At 36.8% G+C, this 22946-nt stretch carries 24 protein-coding genes and 1 pseudogene; 12 read left to right on the top strand and 13 right to left on the bottom strand.

The genetic code is table 11. The features are described 5' to 3' along the window. Positions 1–159 precede the first annotated feature (159 nt). The 9 genes from QNH24_RS07645 to QNH24_RS07605 all read left to right on the top strand — a co-directional run bounded on the left by QNH24_RS07645 (position 160) and on the right by QNH24_RS07605 (position 7903). Entirely contained in the window at positions 160–600 is a 441-nt protein-coding gene (locus QNH24_RS07645) for a hypothetical protein (protein WP_283871481.1), read from the top strand. Positions 601–616: 16 nt separating this feature from the next. Then, complete coding sequence (locus tag QNH24_RS07640) at positions 617–3733, top strand: hypothetical protein (RefSeq protein WP_283871480.1); 3117 nt, start codon at positions 617–619, stop codon at positions 3731–3733. A gap of 12 nt (positions 3734–3745) precedes the next feature. After that, positions 3746–4033: a hypothetical protein gene (locus tag QNH24_RS07635; RefSeq protein ID WP_283871479.1), complete on the top strand. Its 288-nt coding sequence runs from the start codon at positions 3746–3748 to the stop codon at positions 4031–4033. Further along, a complete protein-coding gene (locus tag QNH24_RS07630) occupies positions 4033–4215 on the top strand; it encodes a hypothetical protein (protein WP_283871478.1) in 183 nt (60 codons plus the stop codon). Before QNH24_RS07635 ends, QNH24_RS07630 begins: the two co-directional genes overlap by 1 nt. Continuing rightward, the gene (locus tag QNH24_RS07625; protein ID WP_283871477.1) at positions 4199–5557 is read left to right on the top strand and encodes a hypothetical protein; all 1359 of its coding nucleotides are present in this window, start codon (positions 4199–4201) and stop codon (positions 5555–5557) included. Before QNH24_RS07630 ends, QNH24_RS07625 begins: the two co-directional genes overlap by 17 nt. 545 nt (positions 5558–6102) lie before the next feature. Then, the gene (locus QNH24_RS07620) at positions 6103–6516 is read left to right on the top strand and encodes a hypothetical protein (RefSeq protein WP_283871476.1); all 414 of its coding nucleotides are present in this window, start codon (positions 6103–6105) and stop codon (positions 6514–6516) included. Between the two features lie 17 nt (positions 6517–6533). Beyond that, a complete protein-coding gene (locus QNH24_RS07615) occupies positions 6534–6812 on the top strand; it encodes a phage holin (protein ID WP_283871475.1) in 279 nt (92 codons plus the stop codon). A gap of 2 nt (positions 6813–6814) precedes the next feature. Beyond that, a complete protein-coding gene (locus QNH24_RS07610; RefSeq protein WP_283871474.1) occupies positions 6815–7474 on the top strand; it encodes a M23 family metallopeptidase in 660 nt (219 codons plus the stop codon). A 63-nt stretch (positions 7475–7537) separates the two neighbouring features. Beyond that, the gene (locus QNH24_RS07605) at positions 7538–7903 is read left to right on the top strand and encodes a hypothetical protein (protein WP_283871473.1); all 366 of its coding nucleotides are present in this window, start codon (positions 7538–7540) and stop codon (positions 7901–7903) included. A 180-nt stretch (positions 7904–8083) separates the two neighbouring features. On the opposite strand, the gene QNH24_RS07600 is transcribed toward QNH24_RS07605, so the two are convergent. The 9 genes and pseudogenes from QNH24_RS07600 to QNH24_RS26260 all read right to left on the bottom strand — a co-directional run bounded on the left by QNH24_RS07600 (position 8084) and on the right by QNH24_RS26260 (position 14509). Then, positions 8084–8959 (bottom strand): helix-turn-helix domain-containing protein, encoded by an 876-nt coding sequence (locus tag QNH24_RS07600; protein WP_283871472.1) that lies wholly within the window; start codon positions 8957–8959, stop codon positions 8084–8086. A 699-nt stretch (positions 8960–9658) separates the two neighbouring features. Then, positions 9659–9799, bottom strand: coding sequence for a hypothetical protein (locus tag QNH24_RS07595; protein WP_283871471.1), 141 nt, complete (start codon positions 9797–9799; stop codon positions 9659–9661). Between the two features lie 207 nt (positions 9800–10006). Next, the gene (locus QNH24_RS07590; RefSeq protein WP_283871470.1) at positions 10007–10741 is read right to left on the bottom strand and encodes a hypothetical protein; all 735 of its coding nucleotides are present in this window, start codon (positions 10739–10741) and stop codon (positions 10007–10009) included. Positions 10742–10910: 169 nt separating this feature from the next. Continuing rightward, positions 10911–11717 (bottom strand): phosphonate ABC transporter, permease protein PhnE, encoded by an 807-nt coding sequence (gene phnE, locus QNH24_RS07585; RefSeq protein ID WP_283871469.1) that lies wholly within the window; start codon positions 11715–11717, stop codon positions 10911–10913. A 10-nt stretch (positions 11718–11727) separates the two neighbouring features. Continuing rightward, complete coding sequence (gene phnE, locus QNH24_RS07580; RefSeq protein ID WP_283872769.1) at positions 11728–12543, bottom strand: phosphonate ABC transporter, permease protein PhnE; 816 nt, start codon at positions 12541–12543, stop codon at positions 11728–11730. Further along, positions 12500–13303: a phosphonate ABC transporter ATP-binding protein gene (gene phnC, locus QNH24_RS07575; protein WP_283871468.1), complete on the bottom strand. Its 804-nt coding sequence runs from the start codon at positions 13301–13303 to the stop codon at positions 12500–12502. The genes phnE (QNH24_RS07580) and phnC overlap by 44 nt, the downstream gene beginning before the upstream one ends. 133 nt (positions 13304–13436) lie before the next feature. After that, a pseudogene (locus QNH24_RS26270) lies at positions 13437–13718 on the bottom strand (PhnD/SsuA/transferrin family substrate-binding protein); the annotation flags it as partial. Positions 13719–13759: 41 nt separating this feature from the next. Further along, a complete protein-coding gene (locus tag QNH24_RS26265; RefSeq protein WP_430675105.1) occupies positions 13760–13915 on the bottom strand; it encodes a hypothetical protein in 156 nt (51 codons plus the stop codon). A 6-nt stretch (positions 13916–13921) separates the two neighbouring features. Next, positions 13922–14509, bottom strand: a complete 588-nt coding sequence (locus tag QNH24_RS26260) for a PhnD/SsuA/transferrin family substrate-binding protein (RefSeq protein ID WP_430675103.1) — start codon at positions 14507–14509, stop codon at positions 13922–13924. A gap of 182 nt (positions 14510–14691) precedes the next feature. Between QNH24_RS26260 and QNH24_RS07565 the strand changes: the two genes are divergently transcribed. After that, positions 14692–16254: a bifunctional metallophosphatase/5'-nucleotidase gene (locus QNH24_RS07565; RefSeq protein ID WP_283871467.1), complete on the top strand. Its 1563-nt coding sequence runs from the start codon at positions 14692–14694 to the stop codon at positions 16252–16254. A gap of 64 nt (positions 16255–16318) precedes the next feature. Here QNH24_RS07565 and QNH24_RS07560 read toward each other — a convergent pair whose 3' ends face one another. The 3 genes from QNH24_RS07560 to QNH24_RS07550 form a co-directional block, all read right to left on the bottom strand. Further along, entirely contained in the window at positions 16319–17110 is a 792-nt protein-coding gene (locus QNH24_RS07560) for a GNAT family N-acetyltransferase (RefSeq protein ID WP_283871466.1), read from the bottom strand. Then, entirely contained in the window at positions 17103–18902 is a 1800-nt protein-coding gene (gene abc-f, locus QNH24_RS07555) for a ribosomal protection-like ABC-F family protein (RefSeq protein WP_283871465.1), read from the bottom strand. The genes QNH24_RS07560 and abc-f overlap by 8 nt, the downstream gene beginning before the upstream one ends. A gap of 103 nt (positions 18903–19005) precedes the next feature. Continuing rightward, on the bottom strand, positions 19006–19149 hold the full coding sequence (locus QNH24_RS07550) for an RAxF-45 family protein (RefSeq protein WP_283871464.1): 144 nt from the start codon (positions 19147–19149) through the stop codon (positions 19006–19008). Positions 19150–19385: 236 nt separating this feature from the next. Between QNH24_RS07550 and QNH24_RS07545 the strand changes: the two genes are divergently transcribed. Further along, positions 19386–21080 carry a methyl-accepting chemotaxis protein gene (locus QNH24_RS07545; RefSeq protein WP_283871463.1) on the top strand — a complete coding sequence of 565 codons (1695 nt, stop codon included), beginning with the start codon at positions 19386–19388 and terminating at the stop codon, positions 21078–21080. A gap of 161 nt (positions 21081–21241) precedes the next feature. Here the strand turns inward: QNH24_RS07545 and QNH24_RS07540 are convergent, their stop codons facing one another. Further along, the gene (locus QNH24_RS07540) at positions 21242–22270 is read right to left on the bottom strand and encodes an AbrB family transcriptional regulator (RefSeq protein WP_283871462.1); all 1029 of its coding nucleotides are present in this window, start codon (positions 22268–22270) and stop codon (positions 21242–21244) included. Positions 22271–22496: 226 nt separating this feature from the next. Between QNH24_RS07540 and QNH24_RS07535 the strand changes: the two genes are divergently transcribed. After that, entirely contained in the window at positions 22497–22946 is a 450-nt protein-coding gene (locus QNH24_RS07535) for a LytTR family DNA-binding domain-containing protein (RefSeq protein ID WP_283871461.1), read from the top strand.

The following is a 22946-nucleotide window of genomic DNA, read 5'->3' as shown; positions in this document are numbered from 1 at the left end:
TTAATCGAAGATGGTATTCGTTATTTATTTGTATATAACATTGCTAATAAAAATAATGAAGGTTATATAGAAATTCCAAAAATTAAATACAAATTATGCTGTGGACTAGCCTTAAGTGAGTAGTCCTTTTTTAAATTTAGTTTTAAGGAGAATCAGTAAATGCAAATTAAAAATAAACATGTATCAAATACATACAAGATACTTTTTGATTTAGAACTTGAAGGTAAAACATCGAGATTACGTTCAAGATTTAACCGCATATTACAAGAACATTACAATAATATTATTCAGCCTGAAGAAAATGAGTTAAAAAATCAATATGCCATTAAAGATGAAAACAACGAAATTATTATTGATGAAAAAGGTAATTTTAGGGTTACTGCAGAGTATTTAAATGAAATGGATATATTATTGGATGAATATTTACACATTGATTTGAATGAATCTAATAAAGAAATGTTACTTATGATTGCCCATTTATTTTTAGATGAGGAATTAATAACTGTATCAGGAGAATTAGCAGAAACCTATGATATAGTTTGTAGTCAATTTGAACATGTTTACAACTTCTATAAATTAAATAATGAAAAAATTAATTAGAGAAAGGAGTTTATAGATGTCATTTAAAAATGAATATACATTAAACGTAGATATCAAAAGAAGAATGACGAGTGTTGTTCCTACCTTTAAGCAAGGAGATTCTGCAACATTAAAATTTAAAATATTTGATGATGGCAAAAAGTTCGATTTAGCTGCTTTTACAAGGGCTGAAATTACCTTTAAGTTGCCTTCAGGTCAAACAATTGTCGGTGAACCATACATAGACGTTAACACTCAAATGATTGTTTATAATTTCGTTGGTGTAGAGATGAATGAAGCCGGAAAGCTAACAACCATTCTTTCTATATATTCTGGTACTTCAATGGTATCAATTCAACCATTCTCTATTTTCATATTTGATCACCTAAAAGATAAAGATCTAAGCTATATCGGTATTCTTCAAGATTTGATCGCCGAGGTTCAATTACTTAATGAAGAAGTGAAAAGTACCCTATCTGAAGCAAATAATTTAAAAGACAAATTAAACGACGTACTCAATGAGGCAAATAATGCAGAACAAATAAGAAACACAAATGAACAAAATCGTATCACATCAGAAAATACTAGAAATTCTAATGAAAGTATTCGTCAACAAAATGAGTTAGATAGAAAAAATGCTGAAAGTATACGTGAATCCAATGAAGCTACCAGAATTCAAAATGAACAAAATCGTCAGAATGAATTTGATAATAAAATTAATGAAGCTGAGGAAGCTATAACAGATACCAAGAAAGCTACTGATAAAGCCAATCAAGCAGCAGATTCTATTAAAGGTTGGGGTCAGGCTACTGTATGGAATAGCACTACTACTTATTCTAAAAATAACGTTGTAACTTATAACGGTAGTACATGGCAATCTAAGGGAGATAACAACCTTAATTCTATTCCTTCTGAAACGAATACAAATTGGATTCTATTAGCATTACGTGGTGTAGATGGTACTGGTGCTGTCTCAACTGTTAATAGTAAAAGTCCTGATGGTACAGGTAATGTAGAGCTAACAGCAGATGAAATTGGAACTTATACACAACAACAGATTGATGATAAAGACACAGCAATAAAAGAATACTTCACTGATAAAGGTATCGGTGATAAGGTAATCGTTATTTCAGAACAAGATTATATAGATGCAGATTATAACGGTATGTTTTGGGTTAAAAATGATGCCCTTGATTTCTTGCCTACAGAAACAGACCATGCAGCTACTTTACTAGTTTATGAAAATCCTGATAACGGAAATGTTGTTAAGATATTTAACATAATTAACCCCACTACTGCTATTTCCTATATGCGTTCTTACACATACGATAATACAAGCTCATTAATCCATGATTCAGGATGGATTGAAGGCGGAGGTGGCTCAGGTACTGGTGGCGGTGGAAATGTAAGTGTTAATTCTTATCCATTAGTTACTGATCTTGAAAGTCAAACTATATGGGATTTACCTACAGGTGCATATAATCAAGTTACTGACTCAGTAATGGTATTCCATAATACAGTTTTCCTTGAATCTGTATCTTATACTATTACAAATAATCGACTTTCTATTCCTGATAATCCGCATACTGAGATTGCTAAAAATAATGTTGTGCTAATAGTATTCCGTAATATGCCTAATATGAAAGTAGAATTTGACGGTAACAATATTATTGACGGTTCTATTGCATTTTCAAAGTTAGGTCAAGACGTGCAGTACGCTATTAATAATGCTGGAGGTAAAATTGAACTAGTAGATAATCTAACTACAGATGATGCTACTAAGGCTCTAGCGGCTTCTCAAGGTGTGGTTATTAAAAAAGAACTGGATAAAAAGTGGCAAAAAGGTGTTTACAATGACACAGATATTACTAATCTAGGTCACTTTACAGCAGAAAAAGTTTTATATATAAAACAGTCAGACTGGAAGGACACAGGAAACGTAGAGCAATTAGATATAAATATTCCATTTGGTGGTTCTTTTACTGGTTTGATAAAAGTTACCTACACATCCACTTGGGGGAATTCTGATTCTCATGGTGGTGCTACGGTATTGTATAGGATAGGCAACTATATTAATCAAGATATTAGTGAAAGATTAAATGATTATGTACTAGAAACTATAACACCTGCATTTGCTAAAGACTATTATATACACCTTCCTTATATACATGAAGGTGGTACTGCAACTTTAATAGTGCAAAAAGCACCTTCTGCTACTAACCCTTTTATAGTAAAAATTGAGATTCAGGGTTACAACTTTAGTGGTAGAAGCGCATTTCAAGTAATGGATGAAACAGATTTCTTTGTCTATGATAAAGGTAGTCCAACCGATAGCGGGTATCCTTGGAAGCCACAAGTTAGTAGAATACCTACACTTGCTGTATGGAATAAGTGGGATACTACTATGTGGAATGATATTATTGACGGCAGGACTTTTAAATTTGCAGGCGGTACTCATAATGTAGCTAATTTTACACCAGAGCAATTTAGAAATGTTTTAGATAGTTATTTGGTAAATAGAATGGGGACATTTAAGTGCTTTGCTCAATCGCAAAGCTTAGGTCTTACCAACTTAATGGATATGTACGGTATCTTAACTACCATTAAGCCTTGGACAGATGAAAGTGGCGGTGGCTTAAAGCAAAGGTTTGAAACTTCTGACGTTATTTTTAAAAGGTATCAGATTGATGCGACTACATGGTCAGCGTGGGTATGTATTCAAAATAAAGACGTAGACATAATAAAACTTTTTCAATCTGTCAGTAATGGTAAAGCAGTAGTAAATCAGGCGGTTACTGACATGGGTGTTTATACTGCGCCTGATGCAACTTTTGCGACTACTGCCAATAACATCAGACTCCTTAGTACCGCCAAAAAGGGAGTAGGTACTTATTATTTTGAAAGTTACCAGACCGTATTTAGGATTACTGGGTTAGACTTTACACCGAGGGTTATAACGTTTAGAACAAGAGCAACTACAGATAGATTCTGGGGAACATATAACGCTGATTTTACAACTTCTGAATTCCAAGTCACAGCAAACGGAGCAAGTCATGGTAACGTATTTTCTGTATTTTACGGAGGGTTTGAGGTTAGGGTTGCGCACCCTACTGTTAATAGTGGAGCAATGTTTGATTGGTTTGTTAGTAAATAAGGAGGTAATATTATGAAAGTTGGAAACCGAGTGTATTATGTTGAAGGGGTTGGTACAATAATAGGTACTGCTGGAGAAATTGACGATGCCAACAGTCCAAGAAACCCCGACGATATTATTAAATTCATAGATTTAGAATATGGGTCAATAGATTACAGTAAACAAATGATTATTGGTGTCGACCCTGTATCTAAAGAGGTAATTCTTAAAGATATTGAAGAACCACAAGCAAAACATATCAGAGAACTTGAAGACGCTTTACTATTGCAAGCCGATTTAGTGAATGGAGAGCTATTATAATGGCCAATCATATTATAGTGAGTATTGCAGTAGAACGTATTGTGAACAAAGGACTTAATCCGAAAACAGGACGGACATATATTTTGGACGACATTACTAATGAGATTTATCGTTCCTATATTATTCGAGAATTAGTAGAAGTTTATGGATGGGAGTTAGATGCTGATGACATACAAAGGTAATCAGATTGATTATGGGAATCTTAATGATAATCTAAAAACAAAAATAGATAAAGCAGAAGGAGCAGAGAGTCAATTGCAGACTCTCACTTCCAAAGTTGAGAACTCATGGCAAAAAGGTGTTTATAATGATACAGATATTACCAATATTGGACAAACAAGTGTATCTAGAGTATTCCATATATACGATTGGAAAGCTCCTGCTAGTAATATTGAAATGGTGTCTATTGTAATTCCGGCAACTACCTTTGGTGGGACAGTTAAAGTCAGTGTGACAGGTTCTTACATGTCATCGGATGGTTCAGGTGCTTTTGAGTATGAAACATCTTATCTTAAAACAGATAATACTGTACATACTTACAATAGAACTATATATAAAGCAGATAGCGGTATAGCTACTCAATATTATTTCCCTGACTTTAATCGAAATGAACATGTTTTTACCATTCCTATTGTGCGTAAACCACAGGCACTGAATATATTGAGTGTTAAGGTTGAATTGTTATGTATATATGAACCTTTTGATATGTTAAAAAATGCAACAATAGTTTATGAGGACTTAGGTACATCTTGGACTGGATACCCTTGGACACCGCAAGCAAGCCAAATACCAACTTATGACGCTATTTATAGATGGGATAGAAAATCAGATTCAATAGCAGTAGATAAGTCAACAGATGGCGGTTATCCTGACCCTAATACTTTCTTGGATACAACGTTTATAACTAATCATGCCAATGCTATTAGTGAAGGTCAGCCTAATGCTTTTTGGTATATAGAACAAGTATTCTATGGCGACAATAAAGTAACTAACGCGCGCTCACAGTTTGCTAGGTCTTATAACAATATAAACAACCCCGATATGAAAGTTAGACATTATCATCCTAATGAAGGGTGGTCTAAGTGGTCACCGTCTATACAGCAACTTTTCACATCTGTAAGTAATGGTAAAGCACAAGTAGCATCTGCCATTACTGGTAAAGGAGTTCAAACTGCTTCGGATGCTACATTTGCAACAATGGCTAATAATATTAATGCTATACAAACAATCGGAGGAGCAAAAGGGAATGGAACTTCATATATGTCTGACTCTTCTACAATTTTCAGTGTGTCTGGACTGTCATTCGAGCCTAGAGTTATAAACATCTATTCATCCAATGGCGGAGCAAGAATAATATACAATCCTATGGTCAGTCATATTGCAGACACTTTTGCTTTCGATACAAACAACTATAGATGGCATAATTACGGAGGTACAAATGTACAGTTACTACCCAATGGATTTATAGCAACTGCAACTGCACCTAATTTATTAGGAAGTTATTATTGGGAGGCATTTAAATAAAATAAAAAGGAGAGAATCATAATTATAGAACCGTGTTATTTAACAATAAAATAGTGTAAATCAAGTTAGAAATGTAAATTATTTCACAACAGAATAAGAAAGGGAGATAATATGATTTTTGTTGAGTTAGGAAACCAATCAGAACCATTAAATTTTTAATGAAGTACCAACTCCTACTGAACGTGAAGAAGTATTATTAAATATTGGTGATTCATTCAAGTATCTCCCTAAAGAATTACCATTCACAAAATCATTCTCTAAGAATCAATACCATGAAAATGTAGAAGATGGGGCTACTTATATGAAATAACTCTACATGCGTATTGATAAATTAATTGATGAATTAAAATCGGATGAGACAATTTCAGTGGCACTAGCGAGTACATTCGAAAAAGGTACATATTATTTAAAAATATTAATACATAAAACCCTAATAAAATCGTTTAAATCAGTTATATATATTAATATTCAACATTTTACTAGAGTAGGTGCGAGCTATCCCTCCCCTACTCTTTTACTATTTTGATAAAGTCGGTGATTAAAAATTGATTAATGAAAAACTAGGTGAACGATTAGCCAGTGCTGAGGTTGAAATTAAGAATCAAGAGAACCGAATTTCAAAATTAGAAGGTAATCATGAATTATTATATCGTTTAACATTAGTATCCGAACAGCAGCAGGAGATGAATAAGCATCAGCAAATCCAATTACATCGAATGGATAAAACCTTTAATAATATTAATATCAATCTTACAAAATTAAATATGACCCAGGTTGAATTACAGGAGGATGTTAAAGGTATTGGTCAACGTGTGGATAGTATTGAGGAAGATCTAAAGGAGGAATCTGAGAAGGATTATATCTCTATTGGTGACATCATTAAACAATATCTGCATTGGTGGATACTTCTTCCTACAATTATAATTGGTGCTTTTATTTTAAAATTATTTGGCTTATAAGAAAGGAATGATGCCCGATGAAAATTAATTGGAAAGTTCGCATTCGCAATCCTCAATTTTGGATGACGGTAGGATTATCCGTAATCACTCCCCTCTTTGCCTATTATGGCATTACCGGAGCGGATTTAACTACTTGGCAGAGTGTGTGGACTTTAATTTTGGATGCAGTCTCTAATCCATATGTGTTAGCTTTGATAGCCGTTAGTACATATAATGCCATTCTGGATCCGACAACAGCTAGCCTAAGTGATTCTTCAAGAGCATTAACCTATAATAAACCGAAACGAGATGAATGATAATGGTTGATTTTATGAGTCCTGTGAAGAATGCTCGATTAACTAGTAAATTTGGTTGGCGAAATATCGGCTTTGGGAAAGAATGGCATCAAGGCATCGATTTAGCATCAATAGGAAAGGTTCCAATTTTCGCCAGTGCGGCTGGTATTGTTACGCGAGCACAGGCATTAAGCAGCTATGGAAATGTTGTGATGATTAGGCATACAATCCATGGCAAAACATATGAAACAAATTATGCTCATTTGGATTCTTCCTGCGTTCAGGTAGGACAAAAGGTGAAGCAGGGACAGCAAATCGGAATTATGGGAAATACAGGACGTGCATTTGGTGTTCATTTACACTTCGAAATACATAATGGTCTATGGCAAACGGGACAACCAAATGCCGTTGATCCTATGAAATACATAACATTAACGAATGAAGCTAAAGGAGAGCTAACAATGTCACAATACAATGAATTGCTAAACAAAATAAAAGAACTGGAAAACGCTTTGCAAACAAAACAAACTATTATTCCAACGCGTAAAGCCACTGAAACGCATAAAGCTGCGTGGGATTGGCTGCAATGTCAAGGTATTACGGACGGATCGAACCCTCAAAATTTCGTAACTCGTGAGCAATTTGCAACAATGCTCAAACGCTATCATGAGTCCAACTTATAATTTCTCTCCGCCAGTAAAACCATGATACAATGAGAGGAATACTGGCAACTAAGGAGATTTTGCATGAGGCTTTCTACTATTTTAAACTTTTGTATTCTTGTATTTTTTACCCTACTTTTCGTCAATGATTTTTTCCCTGATACTACATTAGCTGCAGTACTAAGCAAAAAAATAATCCTGCTTATTTTAGTAATTTTGGTCATTGTACAAATCACAATGGATAAGGGGCAATATAAAAAGCTGTCTAAAAAAGCATATGTTAGCGTAACACTGTATACCGTAGGACTATGGATTGTTTTAACATTGCTTGGTGGCAAATCTCAATTTGGCCTATCCTTCGACAGCCCTATATTTTATATCATCGTACTATTACTAGGGCTGGATTTACTTCGAATATATCGCCAATCTAAGTTGGAACAAAAGCAATAATAGCAGAATTTGAAGCGTTAACCATCACTTTGATGATTCTATCCATCAATTGAACTGTTCTATCCATCGTTTCAATCTTTCTATCCTTCACTTTGGCGTTTCTATCCATCACTAAGCATGTCACCGATCTACTTTATTCGGTGGACATGCTTTTTTTAAATCAAATAAACAACCACTTCATTATTCTTCAAAGGATAGATTTGTGGGTTCATCCAAAAGAATGGTTTCAACACTAAAATTTGTTGTCGGCGTATTTTTATCGACTACCTCAAAACTAAGTCCATCTAACCAAACTTCTCCTTTCCCTGTTAATAAAATTCCGAACGAGATGATTGCGCTGTTTTCTGGTACATCTAGAACTATAGAATAGCGATTCCAATTATTAGTACCAATTATGGGTCTATTATTCATATTATCAAATTGAAGAATCTCGTCTGAGGCACTATCTATTCGCATCCATAGACCTGTAAATTGTTGGACATTTTTAGTTTGAATAAATCCTGAGAGCATAATCCTTTCCCCCCTGAATTTATCAGCCTTAAATTCCTGCATCATGGTTGCAAATTCTCCTGGTTCTTGTACAGTTTTTGACTTTAAATAACCTGATGCTTTCCCTTGATGTATATTTCTTCGATCTGTTCCTATTTCATAATTAAAAGGATGACTTCCACTTAAAATCCAGCCCTTCACTTTTTCCCCCATTATTTTCTCCTCCTTGTTTTCACTTATATTTTTCATAACACTTCTATATCGACCTGGTGGTAATTTATATTGTTTTTTGAATGCTCGTGTAAAAGATTCTTGTGATTCAAATTGATAATAGACAGCTATATCAATTATTCTCTCGTTCGTATAAAGAAGCGTACTTGCCGCGTTTGCAAGTCGTCGCATTCGAATATATTCTGAGACAGACATTCCTACTGAATTTTGAAAGATTCTATGAAAATGATATTTTGAAAAGCCTGTAATATGATCAATATCATTGACAGAAATTTGCTCATGTAAATGAGATTCAATCCAATGTATTGTTTTTTGAATTACCCATTCATATTTCAAAGCATTTCACCTCCTCTATTCATCATCATAATGAATCACTATAAATAATTTTTGATCTTTTTTGCGGTTTTTTTAAAGACTGAACCACTACTTTTGATGATAAACCAGCATGTCTTTGCAAAACTAGCGATTACCAAGAAATAAAAGTCCATCCTTTGAACTAATCTATTTATAGAGAAAATCTATCTTGAAAAGCCTTAAGATTTCTTCTTCGGAATGTTAGATTAGCTATAATAGTTCTTTATTGTGATTGATTTTTTTAAGATGGCGATGGCTATTTTGATTTCGAACCCTCGAGATGCTAATTAATATTAGAAGTAGGGTGGGCTGTAGTGTCTATTATTGAAAATAGAGCTAGTCAATTTACTAACCCCACATGGAACCACATTATACAGAAATTATGATGAAAAAATCGCTCATGCGTAAGATATAAAATTCAGAAAAATGGTAGAAAAATCAAAAAGTAATAGAACCCGTTCATAATATTGAATAAGTGCTTTTTTAAGAATAACACCTTCCAACATTACGTATACTATTAAAGCCTTGACGGTTTTGCCTGTTGGGGTTACTATAATGTTAGTAAGATTCTTGTCGTGAGAATCGCATGTAGTGCAAACGTCCAAGTGGCTCTTGGGCGTTTTTTATTTTCCCCAAAGGAAAACGTCACCCAGTAAAAATACTGAATGACGCTTCCTTTTTTTACAGCATCATACGAAAGAAACGGTAAATGGTATCTAACACGCGAAATAGATCTGTTGCGTATCGAAAGATGGCTAGTCTATCTTTACGCTGTTTCTCCCTTTTAGCCTTACTCTTTTCTTGTCGTGATAACTTAGGCATGTAGTGCACCTCCTTTCGAAAAAGGAGTCAGCTTGATGCTGCGTACTTATTGTAGCATGTTCATACTACCTATCAAAGTTTCCTTGAATACAGTCTTGGTCATACAACCACACAAAAAAGCATCTACTCTCATGGAGCGATGCTTTTTTTGTGTACAGAGAGTGGGGCTAGCTCATCGCTAAACCCCATTCAAACCGCTTTAAGCCATTATGATTCTAGTACGTTTAAAATAACATCAAGTTCATTGACTGCCAGATCAAGGCGTTCCTTTGCCTCGATGTTTTGCTGCTTTAATTGACTAAACTCTAGCAAATTTTTTTCATGCTTAAGCTTGATAGAGGAAAGACGTTCAATTCGTGCCTCCACCTTTTCAATCGCTTGCTCACAAACAGCGGACCAAAGCTTTTCAGACTGCTGCATTTCAGTCGTGGATGGGTTGTGCTGACGCATAATTCGTGCATAGATCGCTTCAATTTGCTCAATTAATTCTGAGTAAAAATGTCGCTCGACACGAGTGGTTTGGAATGTTGGGTGCTCTACCTCTTTTGCATATGGGGTAATTTGACGTAGTAGCTTCCCTGCATTTTCGCCGAAACCATGTGATAGATTAAGGACATTCATCAATTGCAATAGTAAACGGATTTCTTCAAGATTGATTAGCTGTGAATCGATGCTTTCCTTAAGCTTTAATGATTCCATATAGCGTCGATCAAAGTGCTCAATTTCGCCATTGCGTTGCTCTACTAAATGTACACTTGCATTGTCCTTTAAGCTTTTAATATAGCGGATGGCGTGGCTCTTTAGCTCTTCCATCGACAGCAAGTTGTCATTGTCTTGTTGTGGTTTTCCTCGTTGAACATACGCAAATGCATCCATTTTTTTGGGCCATTTTGCTGCTGGGGTTTCTTCTGAGACATTATAGCGTATATAAATTCCGTGCATTCCATATCCTCCAAGTCCAATTAACAAGTATCTCTAAAGACAATAAATCGAATACGGCAATTTTTCAAGTAAAAAACTTTTAATATTTGAAAATCTTCTTTTGAACAATGCTAAAAAACCCGAATAGTTGATACTATTCAGGATTTTAAATATTAAGAGCTTGCTTGGTTTATCCTTTGACAAGCTTTGTTCTCACACGGTTTGACACATATTCCACAATTAAAATAAGGAAAATTAATCCTATTAAAATAGCACCTACCTCAGACCATTTATATGCATTCATCGCAAAAATAAGGGGTGCACCTATTCCTCCGGCTCCTACTAAACCAAGTACGGTTGCATCTCGCAAATTCATATCGAAACGATAGATGACAATCGATAAAAATAACGCCGTCAATTGTGGCCATATACCATAACGAATCTTCTCCATCAGCGTACAGCCGAGAGCCTCCATCGATTCTAATATACTCTTATCCAAATCCTCTATCACATCAACATATAGCTTGGACAGCATGCCTATGGATGTTAACGACATCGTAAGCACACCAGCAAATGGCCCTTGACCTGTAACTCGAATAAACATAAGACCATAAACAATCGCAGGAATGGTACGTATAACGATTAATAGCAAACGTACCACAAATGCGATAGGTTTCGGTACAATATTGGAGGCTGATAAGAAGGCTAGTGGAATAGCTAGAAATGCTCCTACAATCGTACCAAGAAAGGCAATGGCCATTGTTTCAATTAATAAATAAGGAATCCCACCTGTAGTAGCATTAAATAGTAATGTCCAATCTGGCTGCAGCAGTCCTTCTACTATATTTTTTGCTATTTTTGTCCCATTGTTAGATATTGAGTCAACATGTAACGTCCATAGGGACCATATAAATAGCAGACCTAAAATTAAAAGGGTTAGAAAGTATGACATACGTCGATTCGGTTGTAATTGTAATTGCTTTTCGATGGCATTCATAGCTTCACCCCTACATTAATCTCTTACGAAAATATTCACTAGTTGATTCAATGATAAAAACAGTACAAGCAAGCATTAGTAAAATCATACCTACATTAGCATAGCTTCTCCACCCGATGCTTTCATTAAGAAGCAAACCAATTCCACCAGCACCGACATACCCTAGAATGGATGCATAACGAACATTTCCTTCAAAGCAAAATAATGATGTCGATATGTAATTTGGGAGAATCTGCGGCAAAATGGCATAGCGAAATGCCTGAATGGTTGGCAATCCCATTGCCTGCATAGCCTCAAATCCCCCCATATCGACATTTTCAATTTGTTCATATAAAAGCTTTCCCACATAAGCAATGGTGAATAAAAAGATGGCAATGGTTCCTGCCATTGTTCCAAGCCCAAATATAAATGTTGCAATTAGCGCAATGATTAGTGTTGGTAATGTTCGAAGTAAGCTCAGCATAAATTTACTCAACATCGCAATCCATTTATTTTTGGTAATATTGGCTGCAGCAAACATGGCGATAGGCAAGGCACATAAAGCACCTACTACAGAGCCAAGCAATGACATCTTAATGGTATCGAATAATGGCTGCCATAGCTTCGCTACATAGCCCCAATTAGGTGGTACCATCTGCTGGATAATTACGAAAAACTGATCAATTCGATCCCTCAAGACTTCTAGACTAAAGCCTGTGATACGAATAGAAAGTAATGTTAAAACAAAGAGGATAAGCCATAGTAGAGGCATGACGGAGCGTTTTTCCAGCACTTCCTTCCCATTAGGCAATACTATTTTTTTCGGCAATAGTAGCTTGCATTGCATGATGGTTGACACCTCTCCCCTCTTTTGTATCATTATAAATAAACGCAAGCGTTTCCTCGTTGATTTCATTCACCTTTCCATCAAAAACGATTTCCCCATTCCTTACACCAATAACACGTGTTGCATAAGCTAATGCCAAATCAACGTGATGTATATTCATTAAAATTGTCATGTTTAATTCTTGATTAATGCGTTTAAAATCTTCCATCACTTGCTTAGCTGTTACAGGGTCCAATGATGCGACTGGCTCGTCTGCTAGTATAATTTGGGGGTTTTGAGCAAGTGTACGTGCCAAGGCTACACGCTGTTGCTGACCACCTGATAACTGATCGACTCGTACATAGGCCTTCTCTAAAATGCCTACCTGATCCAGTGCCATTAATGCCTGAAGCTTCTCTTTTCTTGTAAAAACACCAAAGATTTTTCGCCAAAAGGGCATATTAGGAACAATGGAAACTAGGACATTTTTCAAAACGGATACACGTGTTACCAAATTAAAGGATTGAAATATCATACCAATATTTCGACGAAGATTTCGTACCTCCCTACCCTTTAACTGACCCACATTTATAGTATTTACCCGCAAAGTTCCCCCTGAAATATCATGCATTTTATTAATACAGCGCAATAGGGTTGATTTTCCTGCACCGGATAAACCGATAATCGCAACGAACTCCCCCTGCTCAATGTTAAGGTTAATGTGATTCAATGCAAGAAAGCCATTAGGGTATCTTTTTTCTACCTCTTTAAACTCAATCATAGTAACGCTCCATTCCTGATAAAGAACTGCATCAGAATTAAAAATTAAGAATCTGCGAGGCTTTCTACGGATAAGCTACAAGCCTCGCAGATTTCGTATATTTTTTTTGATGGTTAGTCCTTTTTCATGCTATTTACTTGGAACCAAGATTTTGAACTAGCTCCTGTGCCTTACGTTCATTGTCATAGTCACTGTCTTTTGCTGCCTGATAGCCCTCATGGCTGTAAATAGCGATTACTTCCTTCCCTTTCTCTGAATACCCAATATTAATAAATGCTTGCTGAATAGCCTTCTTTAATTCATCGCTCATGACTTTTGAGTTTTTACTCACACTAATTGTGTCATTATAGATTGCAGGCATAACACCAATTAAATCGGTTTCCTCCCAAATAGAAGCGTCGCGATTAAATTCTCCTTGCCAGCTTTCTTCATAATCGCGACGTGCATCAGCGTACGTTACAAGGACATCTGTTTGCCAGCAGCTAACCGTGCAAAAGCATTACCATAGGAATCAGCCTGTACAACCTGTGCTAAATCAGGAATTGTTTTATTAAATTTCTCATGTAGCCATAATGTTGGATAAATATAGCCTGCCGGGGATGAGCTTGACATCACATTCTAGGTAACATTATTTAAGTCCTCAAATGTTAATTCCTCACCATTATTTACTTTCGCTGCTAAAGCCTTTCCTTTCTCAGATGGACCTGCAACTAAAATTGCTCGATAAGATGTCGTTTGTGCTGTTGTTGGTGCAGTAGGCTCATTTTTATTCCAATCAATAGGATTATCTGCATCATTGCTTAAGCCTGCACGTGTCGCTGTTAAAATTACTTCAGCGCCATCATCATAAAGTACATATGTCCCTCCTGGAATTAAACCAATATCCGTAGTCCCTGCGGACAATGCTTCACCAACCGCTTCAAAATTTGTTCCTACACTAATATCTATTTCACCTACATCAAAGCCTAATCCTGCTAGCTCGTCCTTTAGTAAGCCCTTTAAAGGTTCCGTAGCTGTAATAATTTCATCAGGATCTCGTGAAGGTACAAAGCCAATTGTTAATTTTTTTATGGACTCATTCCCACCTGCATCTGAAGAAACATCTACGGTTTCTTTGTCATCAGATGTTTTAGAGATCTCATTTCCACATGCCATCAGCAATATGGCAAGCATGAATGTTATTCCGAAAAATAGTAATTTCTTCAAATTCTTGTCCTCCTCATGTTTGAAATGCTTCCTCAGTATAAACAGTAAATATTTCCCTAGTATGAATAGGACGTAAATATATGTTTCTATTTCGTAAATCAATATTTTGATATCGTAAAGACATGAAATGAATAATAAAAACCTTATATACTGTACTTATACTAACTAATGGAGGGCTCTCTATGACTGTCAAAACTATACAAATATTGGCTACTAGTGATATTCATGGTTATATCATGCCTACTACCTTTCGCAATGAGCAGAATGAGGCACTAGGATTAGCCAAGCTAGCATCCATTATTCAAGAGAAACGACTTGCAGGACCGACTCTTTTACTTGATAATGGTGATTTTATACAGGGAAGTCCCATGACCTTTTATCATCAAAGATTTCAAGCGGACATACCAAACCCATTTATTCAGGTGGCTAATGTTCTTCAATACGATGCCATGGTATTTGGTAATCATGAATTTAATTACGGACTACCTACGTTACAATCCATCATCAACCAATCGGATTTTCCATGGCTAGGTGCAAATATTTTAACGGAAGACGGCAGGCCTTTGACAAAGCCTTATATCATTAAGGAAATAGAAGGTATTCGTATAGGAGTGTTAGGAGTGACAACCCATTTTGTGACACACTGGGAGGAGCCACAGCATATTTCTGGACTTCATTTTGAAGACGCCTTTTCAAGTGCAAGCTATTGGGCAAAATGGATGCGTGCGAATGAACAAATAGATGTTCTCATCCTTTGCTATCATGGCGGATTTGAGCGAGACCTAGAGACAGGAGAATTATTGGAAGATGAAAATGGAGAAAATCAAGGGTACCGTATGTGCACAGAAATTGAAGAAGTAGATATCATCATTTCTGGACACCAGCATCGTGAAATATGTTCAAACATCAACGGAAAATCAGTTGTTCAGCCTGGCACTAAGGGCAATTGCTTAGCTACTATTGAATTAGCTATTACACTGGATAACGAGCAGAGGATTCATTCTATAGCTCATACACCATCCCTACTGTATGTGAAGGAAGATACAGTATGTGAAGCAACTGTTTATGAGATGATCTCCCCTACTTTTCAAAAAACTGATGCATGGCTGGATGAGACAATTGGAACTATCCAAGGAAATATGCTAGTAGAGGATGCGTTTCTTGCCCGTATTCAAGAGCATCCCTATATAGAATTTATAAACCGTATTCAAATGGAAGCATCAGGAGCTGCAATTTCTTCTACAGCACTCTTTCACGATGAGCATGGTGGTTTAAAGCAAGCGGTAACAATGCGAGATATAGTCACGAATTATATTTACGCAAATACCTTAAAGGTGCTGCGCCTATCTGGGCTGGACATCCTCCTGGCCCTTGAACAATCAGGGACCTATTTTACAGTTGAGGCAGACGAGCTAAAAGTCGCTAAATCATTTCTATATCCAAAGGCACAACCTTATAATTATGATATGTGGGAGGGTATTGAGTATATCCTAGATATTTCAAAGCCTATTGGAGAGCGCGTCACTATGCTAACCATTCAAGGTGAGCCTATAAAAATGGAGGAAAAATTTGAAGTGGTGATGAGCAGCTATCGTGCAACAGGAGCAGGTAATTTTGAATTTTTTAGAAATCGACCTGTTGTGAAGGAGATACAAATAGATATGACAGAGCTGATTGCTGATTATCTTCTAAGGCATCCTATCATTCAAGCCACATGTAATCATAATTGGCGGGTAACATTTTAACGAACCTTTATAAAATAAATTCGCCATATTCTTTGGGAATATGGCGAATTTTAATACTCTCAAATTAAGAATTTTGTCGTATTTGATGAATGCTTTTTCCTTCTGTAAATGCATGAATGGATGTTATTTTGCCTACTGATTTAAAGTTTGCCTTGTCATAGACCTTTGCCACCTGCGCATTTATTGGCATAATCCAAAGATTTTCTAAACCTAGCTGGATTGACTGCTGTTGAATATGCTGAAGGATATAACCAATTAGCCCTTGCCCTCGATAGCTTTCGAGTGTTGCTACACTTTCAATCCTCCCTTGGTTTCCTGAGACAAAAAGCTTAGCAGTACAGCATGCCTTTCCGTCTAGTTTTAATACATAATACGTAAAGTATGGGGAGCGGTATGTTTGCAGAAAAGCCGTCTTTATTAATGAAGGTTCCCCAAATGTTGAAATACTCATTTCAACTGCCATTGCTTCCTCAATATTTGTATCTGTTACACGTTCGATGCCTATAGCTGGATTATGTGGTAGTAATAAGGGCTCACCATTCCAACATTGTATATCATCTGTAAAGCTTTCATATTGAAAGCCATGCATTTCTAAAGCGTTTATACAAGGCTGATTTTCCTCTAGGTTGTATAGATATAATCTTGGGATAAGTGATTTCGATTGATAGAATTTCTTTATTTTGCTCAATAGCACATTCGGATTATTTATTTTATGCCAAATATGTGCATGATTTGCATCGTAATATGTTGGGTTATCCTCATTGTAAAATAATACGCCATCCTCACATGTCTCCATCTTGCTAAAACCTTTAAGATAATGAAGATCTAGCTCTATAATATGTTCTAAACTATGCATGCTCTGCTCCTTCCTCAATCCATCTTTCAAATAAAACCTCTAACTGCTGTTCAAGCTTTTGACGTTGCTCCTTAGCAAGTGTTGGTTCCTTTAATTTTAGTTCAAGCTTTTCAATTTGTTGCTCAATAGGCAGCTCTTTCTTAGCACTCATGGTCTTTTCTGTTATTTCTTTGATAACAGGCACTTCTACTAGTTCAGCATGTTTTTTCCTTGCCCACTCATAGTCACCCTCAAACACTTGAATGGTTTCATGTCTGATCCATGCGACTTTTGTAAAAATCTTTTGAAGGAAATAGCGGTCATGAGACACGCCAATAATAGTTCCCTCAAAGGATTCCAATGTATCCTCCAATACCTCTCTCGCCTCAATATCTAAATGGTTGGTCGGCTCATCCAGTATCAATAAGTTAATATCCTCATGCATTAACTGAGCTAGACGTAAGCGCATCTTTTCGCCACCACTTAGATCCTTCACCTTCTTAAAAACGTCATAGCCATAAAATAAAAATTGAGCCAGTAAATGACGTGCCTCCGCCTCTGATACTGAGACACTTTCTCGAAAGGCATCAATTAAACGAATCGATGGATGCTCATGCTCAAACTGCTGCGAAAGGTAGCCAATTTTTACACTGCTACCAACACGACAAATGCCTTCGTTTGGTATGACCTCACCAAGTATCATTTTTAATAATGTTGACTTACCACTGCCATTACCACCTACAATCGCCAGTCGTTCTCCGAAGTAGACAGACAAATCGCATTCCTTTAATAGCGGCTTATCAAATGCATGGCTAATTGCCTTCATTTGCACAACCTCTTTACCACTACGCTCAGCCATTGTCAGGGCTAAATTCATTTTCTTCTTCGTTGACGGCTTCTTGACCCGATCGATTCGAGCTAATGCTTTTTCCATACTTTTAGCACGTCGATGCATGGAGGCGTTCGGTGGATTCGCTTCATTTGCCCATTGCTTTAAACGCTTGATGGTTTCCTGCATTTTTTTTATTTTCTTTTGCTGTTCCTCAAATTCAGCAAATTGCTGTTCAACCTTCGCTTCTTTTTGTTTAACAAATGCATCGTAATTGCCAATATAAGTAAATGCTTCACCATCTTCAATTTCTATAATCTTTTGAGCCATTTGATTCATAAAATGGCGATCATGGGACACAACAATCACTATCCCTGCGAAGTTTCGCACATAATTTTCCAGCCATTCAATTGCCTGCATATCTAAATGGTTGGTTGGTTCATCTAATAGCAAAATAGAAGGATTACTTAAAAGGATTTGCCCTAGCATCACCTTTGTTTTCTCTCCACCGCTTAGGCTAGTAAAAGGTTGCTCAAGTAATGGTGTAATTCCAAGGCCATTAGCAATCATCGCCAATTGCGCATCAATCTCGTAGCCTCCCTGCAGCATAAATAGTTCCTGCACATGACCATATTGCTCAAGAACCTTATCAGATACAGCTTCCTGCATTTCCTGCTCTAGCTTTGTCATCTTTGCCTTCAATGCATAAATTTCAGTAAATGCCTCCTCTAGCACTTGCTTTACAGATAGCATAGGATATTGCGGAATTTGATGAAGATAGCCAATGGTCGCTTCCTTACTTTTTATAATCCGTCCCTTATCTTGTGTATCTAAACCAGATAATAGCTGTAATAAAGTCGTTTTCCCGCTTCCGTTCACGCCAACAATAGCAACATGCTCTCCAGTGTTCACTTCTAATTGAAGTTCTTCAAATAATACGTTCCCACCAATAATTTTTTGTATTTGTTCAGCTTTAATTTGCATCGTTTTTTCCTCCAATGAAACGTGCGAAAACATCTATAGACACAAAAAAAGACTGCTCCATTAACAAGCAGTCTTTTCCTCATTTATTTGTGAAAAAGAATGGTTAATCCGCTACGTTTGTTATTATTTGATTTTGCTTAAAAATGGACAGACCTCTCCCGTTGTTCGCAAAATCGAAAGTAATAACACGTGCAAAATACATAGCTGTATCCACTTTTACACATGTTTTCGTAGCGTTTTGTTTCATTCCTTTTCACCTCCGTTCATAGTAATTAAATTTATAATACCATAATTCAAGAATTTAGAAAAGAAAAAATTTCAGTTGTCACTTTTTTGTAAATATACAAATGTTCTATCTAGCTATATACTAATTAAAAATAGGAATGTTTTCCTGAATTATTTCAATATTTAGTAATTTGACAGTAAGCTTTCTCAGCAGTAGCTTACTGTCTATTTTATGTGGCAAAATATGGAGGGGCATTGATGAAAAAACGAAGTATACAAAACAAAATGAGTTTGTTGATTGTTGCGATTATAGCCTTTGTTCTAATTGTGATTGGTCTAGTGAATACAAGCGAAATGAAAACAGCTTTACAAGATGAATACAATATACGTCTGAATCAGATTTTAGATTTAAGTGTACATAATCTCCATCAAACCTTGCCAGGAGATTGGCAGCTAAAAAATGGAGAGCTCTATAAGGGTGATGCGAAGGTAGCGGATGAGACTGTCATCATCGATAAATTAGGAGAATTATCACAAGCGGCAATTACAATTTTCGCCAATGATACACGTATTAATACAAATGTTATGGTCGATGGACAGCGAGCAATTGGAACAACTGCAGATCCAAAAGTAGCAAAAGCTGTGCTATCACAGGGAAAAATATATACAGGCACAGCAGAGGTTGTGGGTGAACCCTATTTTACAAAGTATGAACCGCTACGTAACGCGGATGGAGAAATAATAGGGATGATTTTTGCAGGCGTGCCTTCCTCTGATATCAATGCAGTAGCCCAAAAAATGCTCTTTAAAATGGGTATTTTTGCAATTATTACAGCGATAATCGCCGTAATTGCAGGTATTTTATTTGTACGAGGGATTGTTAAACCTTTAAAGCATTTAAATGCTCAACTAGAAACCATCTCTGCTGGAAAGGGCGATTTAACACAGCAGCTTATTGTTAAGTCTAAGGATGAAATTGGTGAGCTGGCAAATTCCTTCAACGCAATGCTTGCAACATTACGTAAAATGATGCAACGAGTAGATGAAACAGCTAATCAGGTATCTGCATCATCTGCTGAGCTTTCTGCAACTGCTGGCTCTACGACAGACACGACGGAGAATTTAACAGCCAATATGCAGGAACTAGCAAGCGGTGCGAGCACGCAAAAGCATAGTGCCAATGAAAATGCTGAGGCCATGCAGGATATTGCTGGAGGTATTCAACTAGTCACTGAAACAAATAGTGAGGTTTCATCCTATGCTTCTGATGCCTTTGATACAGCTAAGCATGGAGAACAGACAGCACAGGAGATGCAAATGCAAATGCAGGCTATGGCAGTAACCGTGCAAGAGAGTGCCAACTCAATCGCTGCACTTGATACACATGCTAATAAGATTGACGAAATTGTTGAAGTGATTCATGCCATTGCAGATCAAACGAATTTACTGGCGTTAAATGCCTCTATTGAAGCGGCACGGGCTGGAGAACACGGGAAGGGCTTTGCGGTGGTAGCCGAAGAGGTTCGTAAATTAGCGGAGCAATCAAAAACATCTGCAGCAGAAATTACCAAGACGATTCATACCATGCAACAGCTAGCGAAGGAAGCACGGGAGCATATGCAAGAGAGTGAACAAGAAGCTGCTTCAAGTGCCAAAGTTGTGCAGACAACAAGTGTTGCATTTGAAGAGATAACAGCTAAGGTCTCTCTCGTAACCAATAAAATTCAAGAGGTTTCAGGGATTGCTGAAGAGCTCTACGCGCGAATAGAGCAGGCCAATGCATCTACACATATAATGGCTGAAATTGCCGTTGAAGCACGGGAGCAGTCGAAGGTCGTAACACAAATTGCAGAAGCAAATCTTGAATCCATGGGGGATATTAATAAAGCAGCCTTACAGCTTACAAAAAATGCAGAGACACTACAGGATTTAATTCATCAATTTAAATATTAAAGACGGTAAAGATTGTTCATTGGGTAAATGCCAATGGACAATCTTTTTTATACTTGGAGCTGATTTGTTGTGATAATGCTACTGGCAGGTACATTCGCAATCTGTGAGTATGCTTAACACGGTTCATTTACCTGTTGCCATCCTGCTCGTCTCGTTACCTGCTATACTCTCACCTTTTTCACAAACATTTTGACAAACGGAACAAGGAAGATCGATACGACCAATACACGGAAAAGCTGAAAGGCTGTGACAATCGTGACATTGGCATGAACAGAAGCAGCGATTATACCCATTTGATCAAGTCCACCTGGTACAATACTTAAAAAGCCTGTCCTAAATTCAAGATTGTACAAGCTCTGCATAACAAATGTTAAACCATAGGCACCCCCAATAAAAATACCAGCTGATACAAATGCATAAAACACATGCTTCTTGGATAAATGTAAATCCTCTTTTTTTAGTAAAAGCCCAATATAAATACCAAGCATTAGCTGAGCAATATGAAGTAAGGATATTGGCATTTGCGGGACCTCTACCCCTGCTATATTGATTCCCATTAACAAAAATACAGGACCGAGCATATAGCCTGTTGGGATTTTTATTTTTTGCGCAAGCCATCCCACAGCGCTACATAAAACAAGGACCCCTATAAGGCTCCATGTATATGCCCCATCTATAGTGTTACCACCTCCACTAGAACCTGCTACCATTAAAGGTACAAAGCCAACGATTAGCAGTACCCTCAGTATTTGAAAAAATGTTATGACGACCATATCCATATCCCCTTGCTCCTCAGCAAAGGCCACAACCTGTGACATTCCTCCAGGTACACAGCAAGTTAAGGAGGTCGCAAAATCTAAATCAGTACGCTTTGCCACAATATAACTTACAGCAAAGAACAGAGCAATAAATAGAAGATTAAGGACAATCATGCTCCCTAAAAATTGTTTAATATCCTGCACAGCTTCTGGTGTAAAAGCAAACCCAATGGAATATCCTGCTACGATTAAACCAAAATTTCGAAAATACGGATGCCATTTCAGTTGAACTTTTGTTGATAACTGAACAATCAGCACTGCCGCTATGGCACCTAGTAACCAGGGCATCGGAATATGGACAGCCTGAAAGATAAACGCACCTGCTAGCCCAATACATAATGTAATAAACATGTGTCGATCAAAAACAAACATAATAGAAGCAACCCCTCATGACTGAATAAGTCCATTATGCCGCTAACTCCCCTCTTTTTCTACTTCGCCGCTTTTTACAAGATCTATATTGTGAATAATAAACCTGTCATCATTAAATTGTGACCTCTTATCGAAGAAATTGTCCCAGCCAATTTTTTCTATGCTACATTATTATTACCTGATTCAGTGTTATCCCGGTAATGGGGATAGGTAAAGGAGGCCTCTAATGAAGATTCATTTAACAATTAATAGCGCACTAGAAGAAAATGAGATTCATATACATGCAAAAGAATATAACGAACAAATTGAGCGACTGATGAAGCAGCTCCAAGCTTCACAAACAACGATGATAGATGGCTATATACAGCAGGAAATTCATATGCTAAAGATTTCTGAAATTTTCTCGATTTATGCAGAGGATGCGAAGGTATTTTTGCAGACAGAAGAACAGGAATTTGAATCAAAACGCAAATTATATGAACTAGAAGCGCAGTTTGCAAAAGATTTTGCACGAGTGAGTAAATCAACACTCGTCAACATTCATAAAATTGCCTCTATTCAAATGGGGAAACTGGGAACGACTGAACTAATGCTTGAAAATGATGTTACCGTGCATGTCAGCCGAAAATATTTAAAAGAGTTAAAACGCCATTTAGGTATCGGGAGGGATTCATAA

The sequence above is a fragment of the Lysinibacillus pakistanensis genome (assembly GCF_030123245.1).
GTDB classification, from domain to species: domain Bacteria; phylum Bacillota; class Bacilli; order Bacillales_A; family Planococcaceae; genus Lysinibacillus; species Lysinibacillus pakistanensis.
Note: the sequence above shows the minus strand (reverse complement) of the source record. Positions and strands in the feature narration are given on the sequence as shown.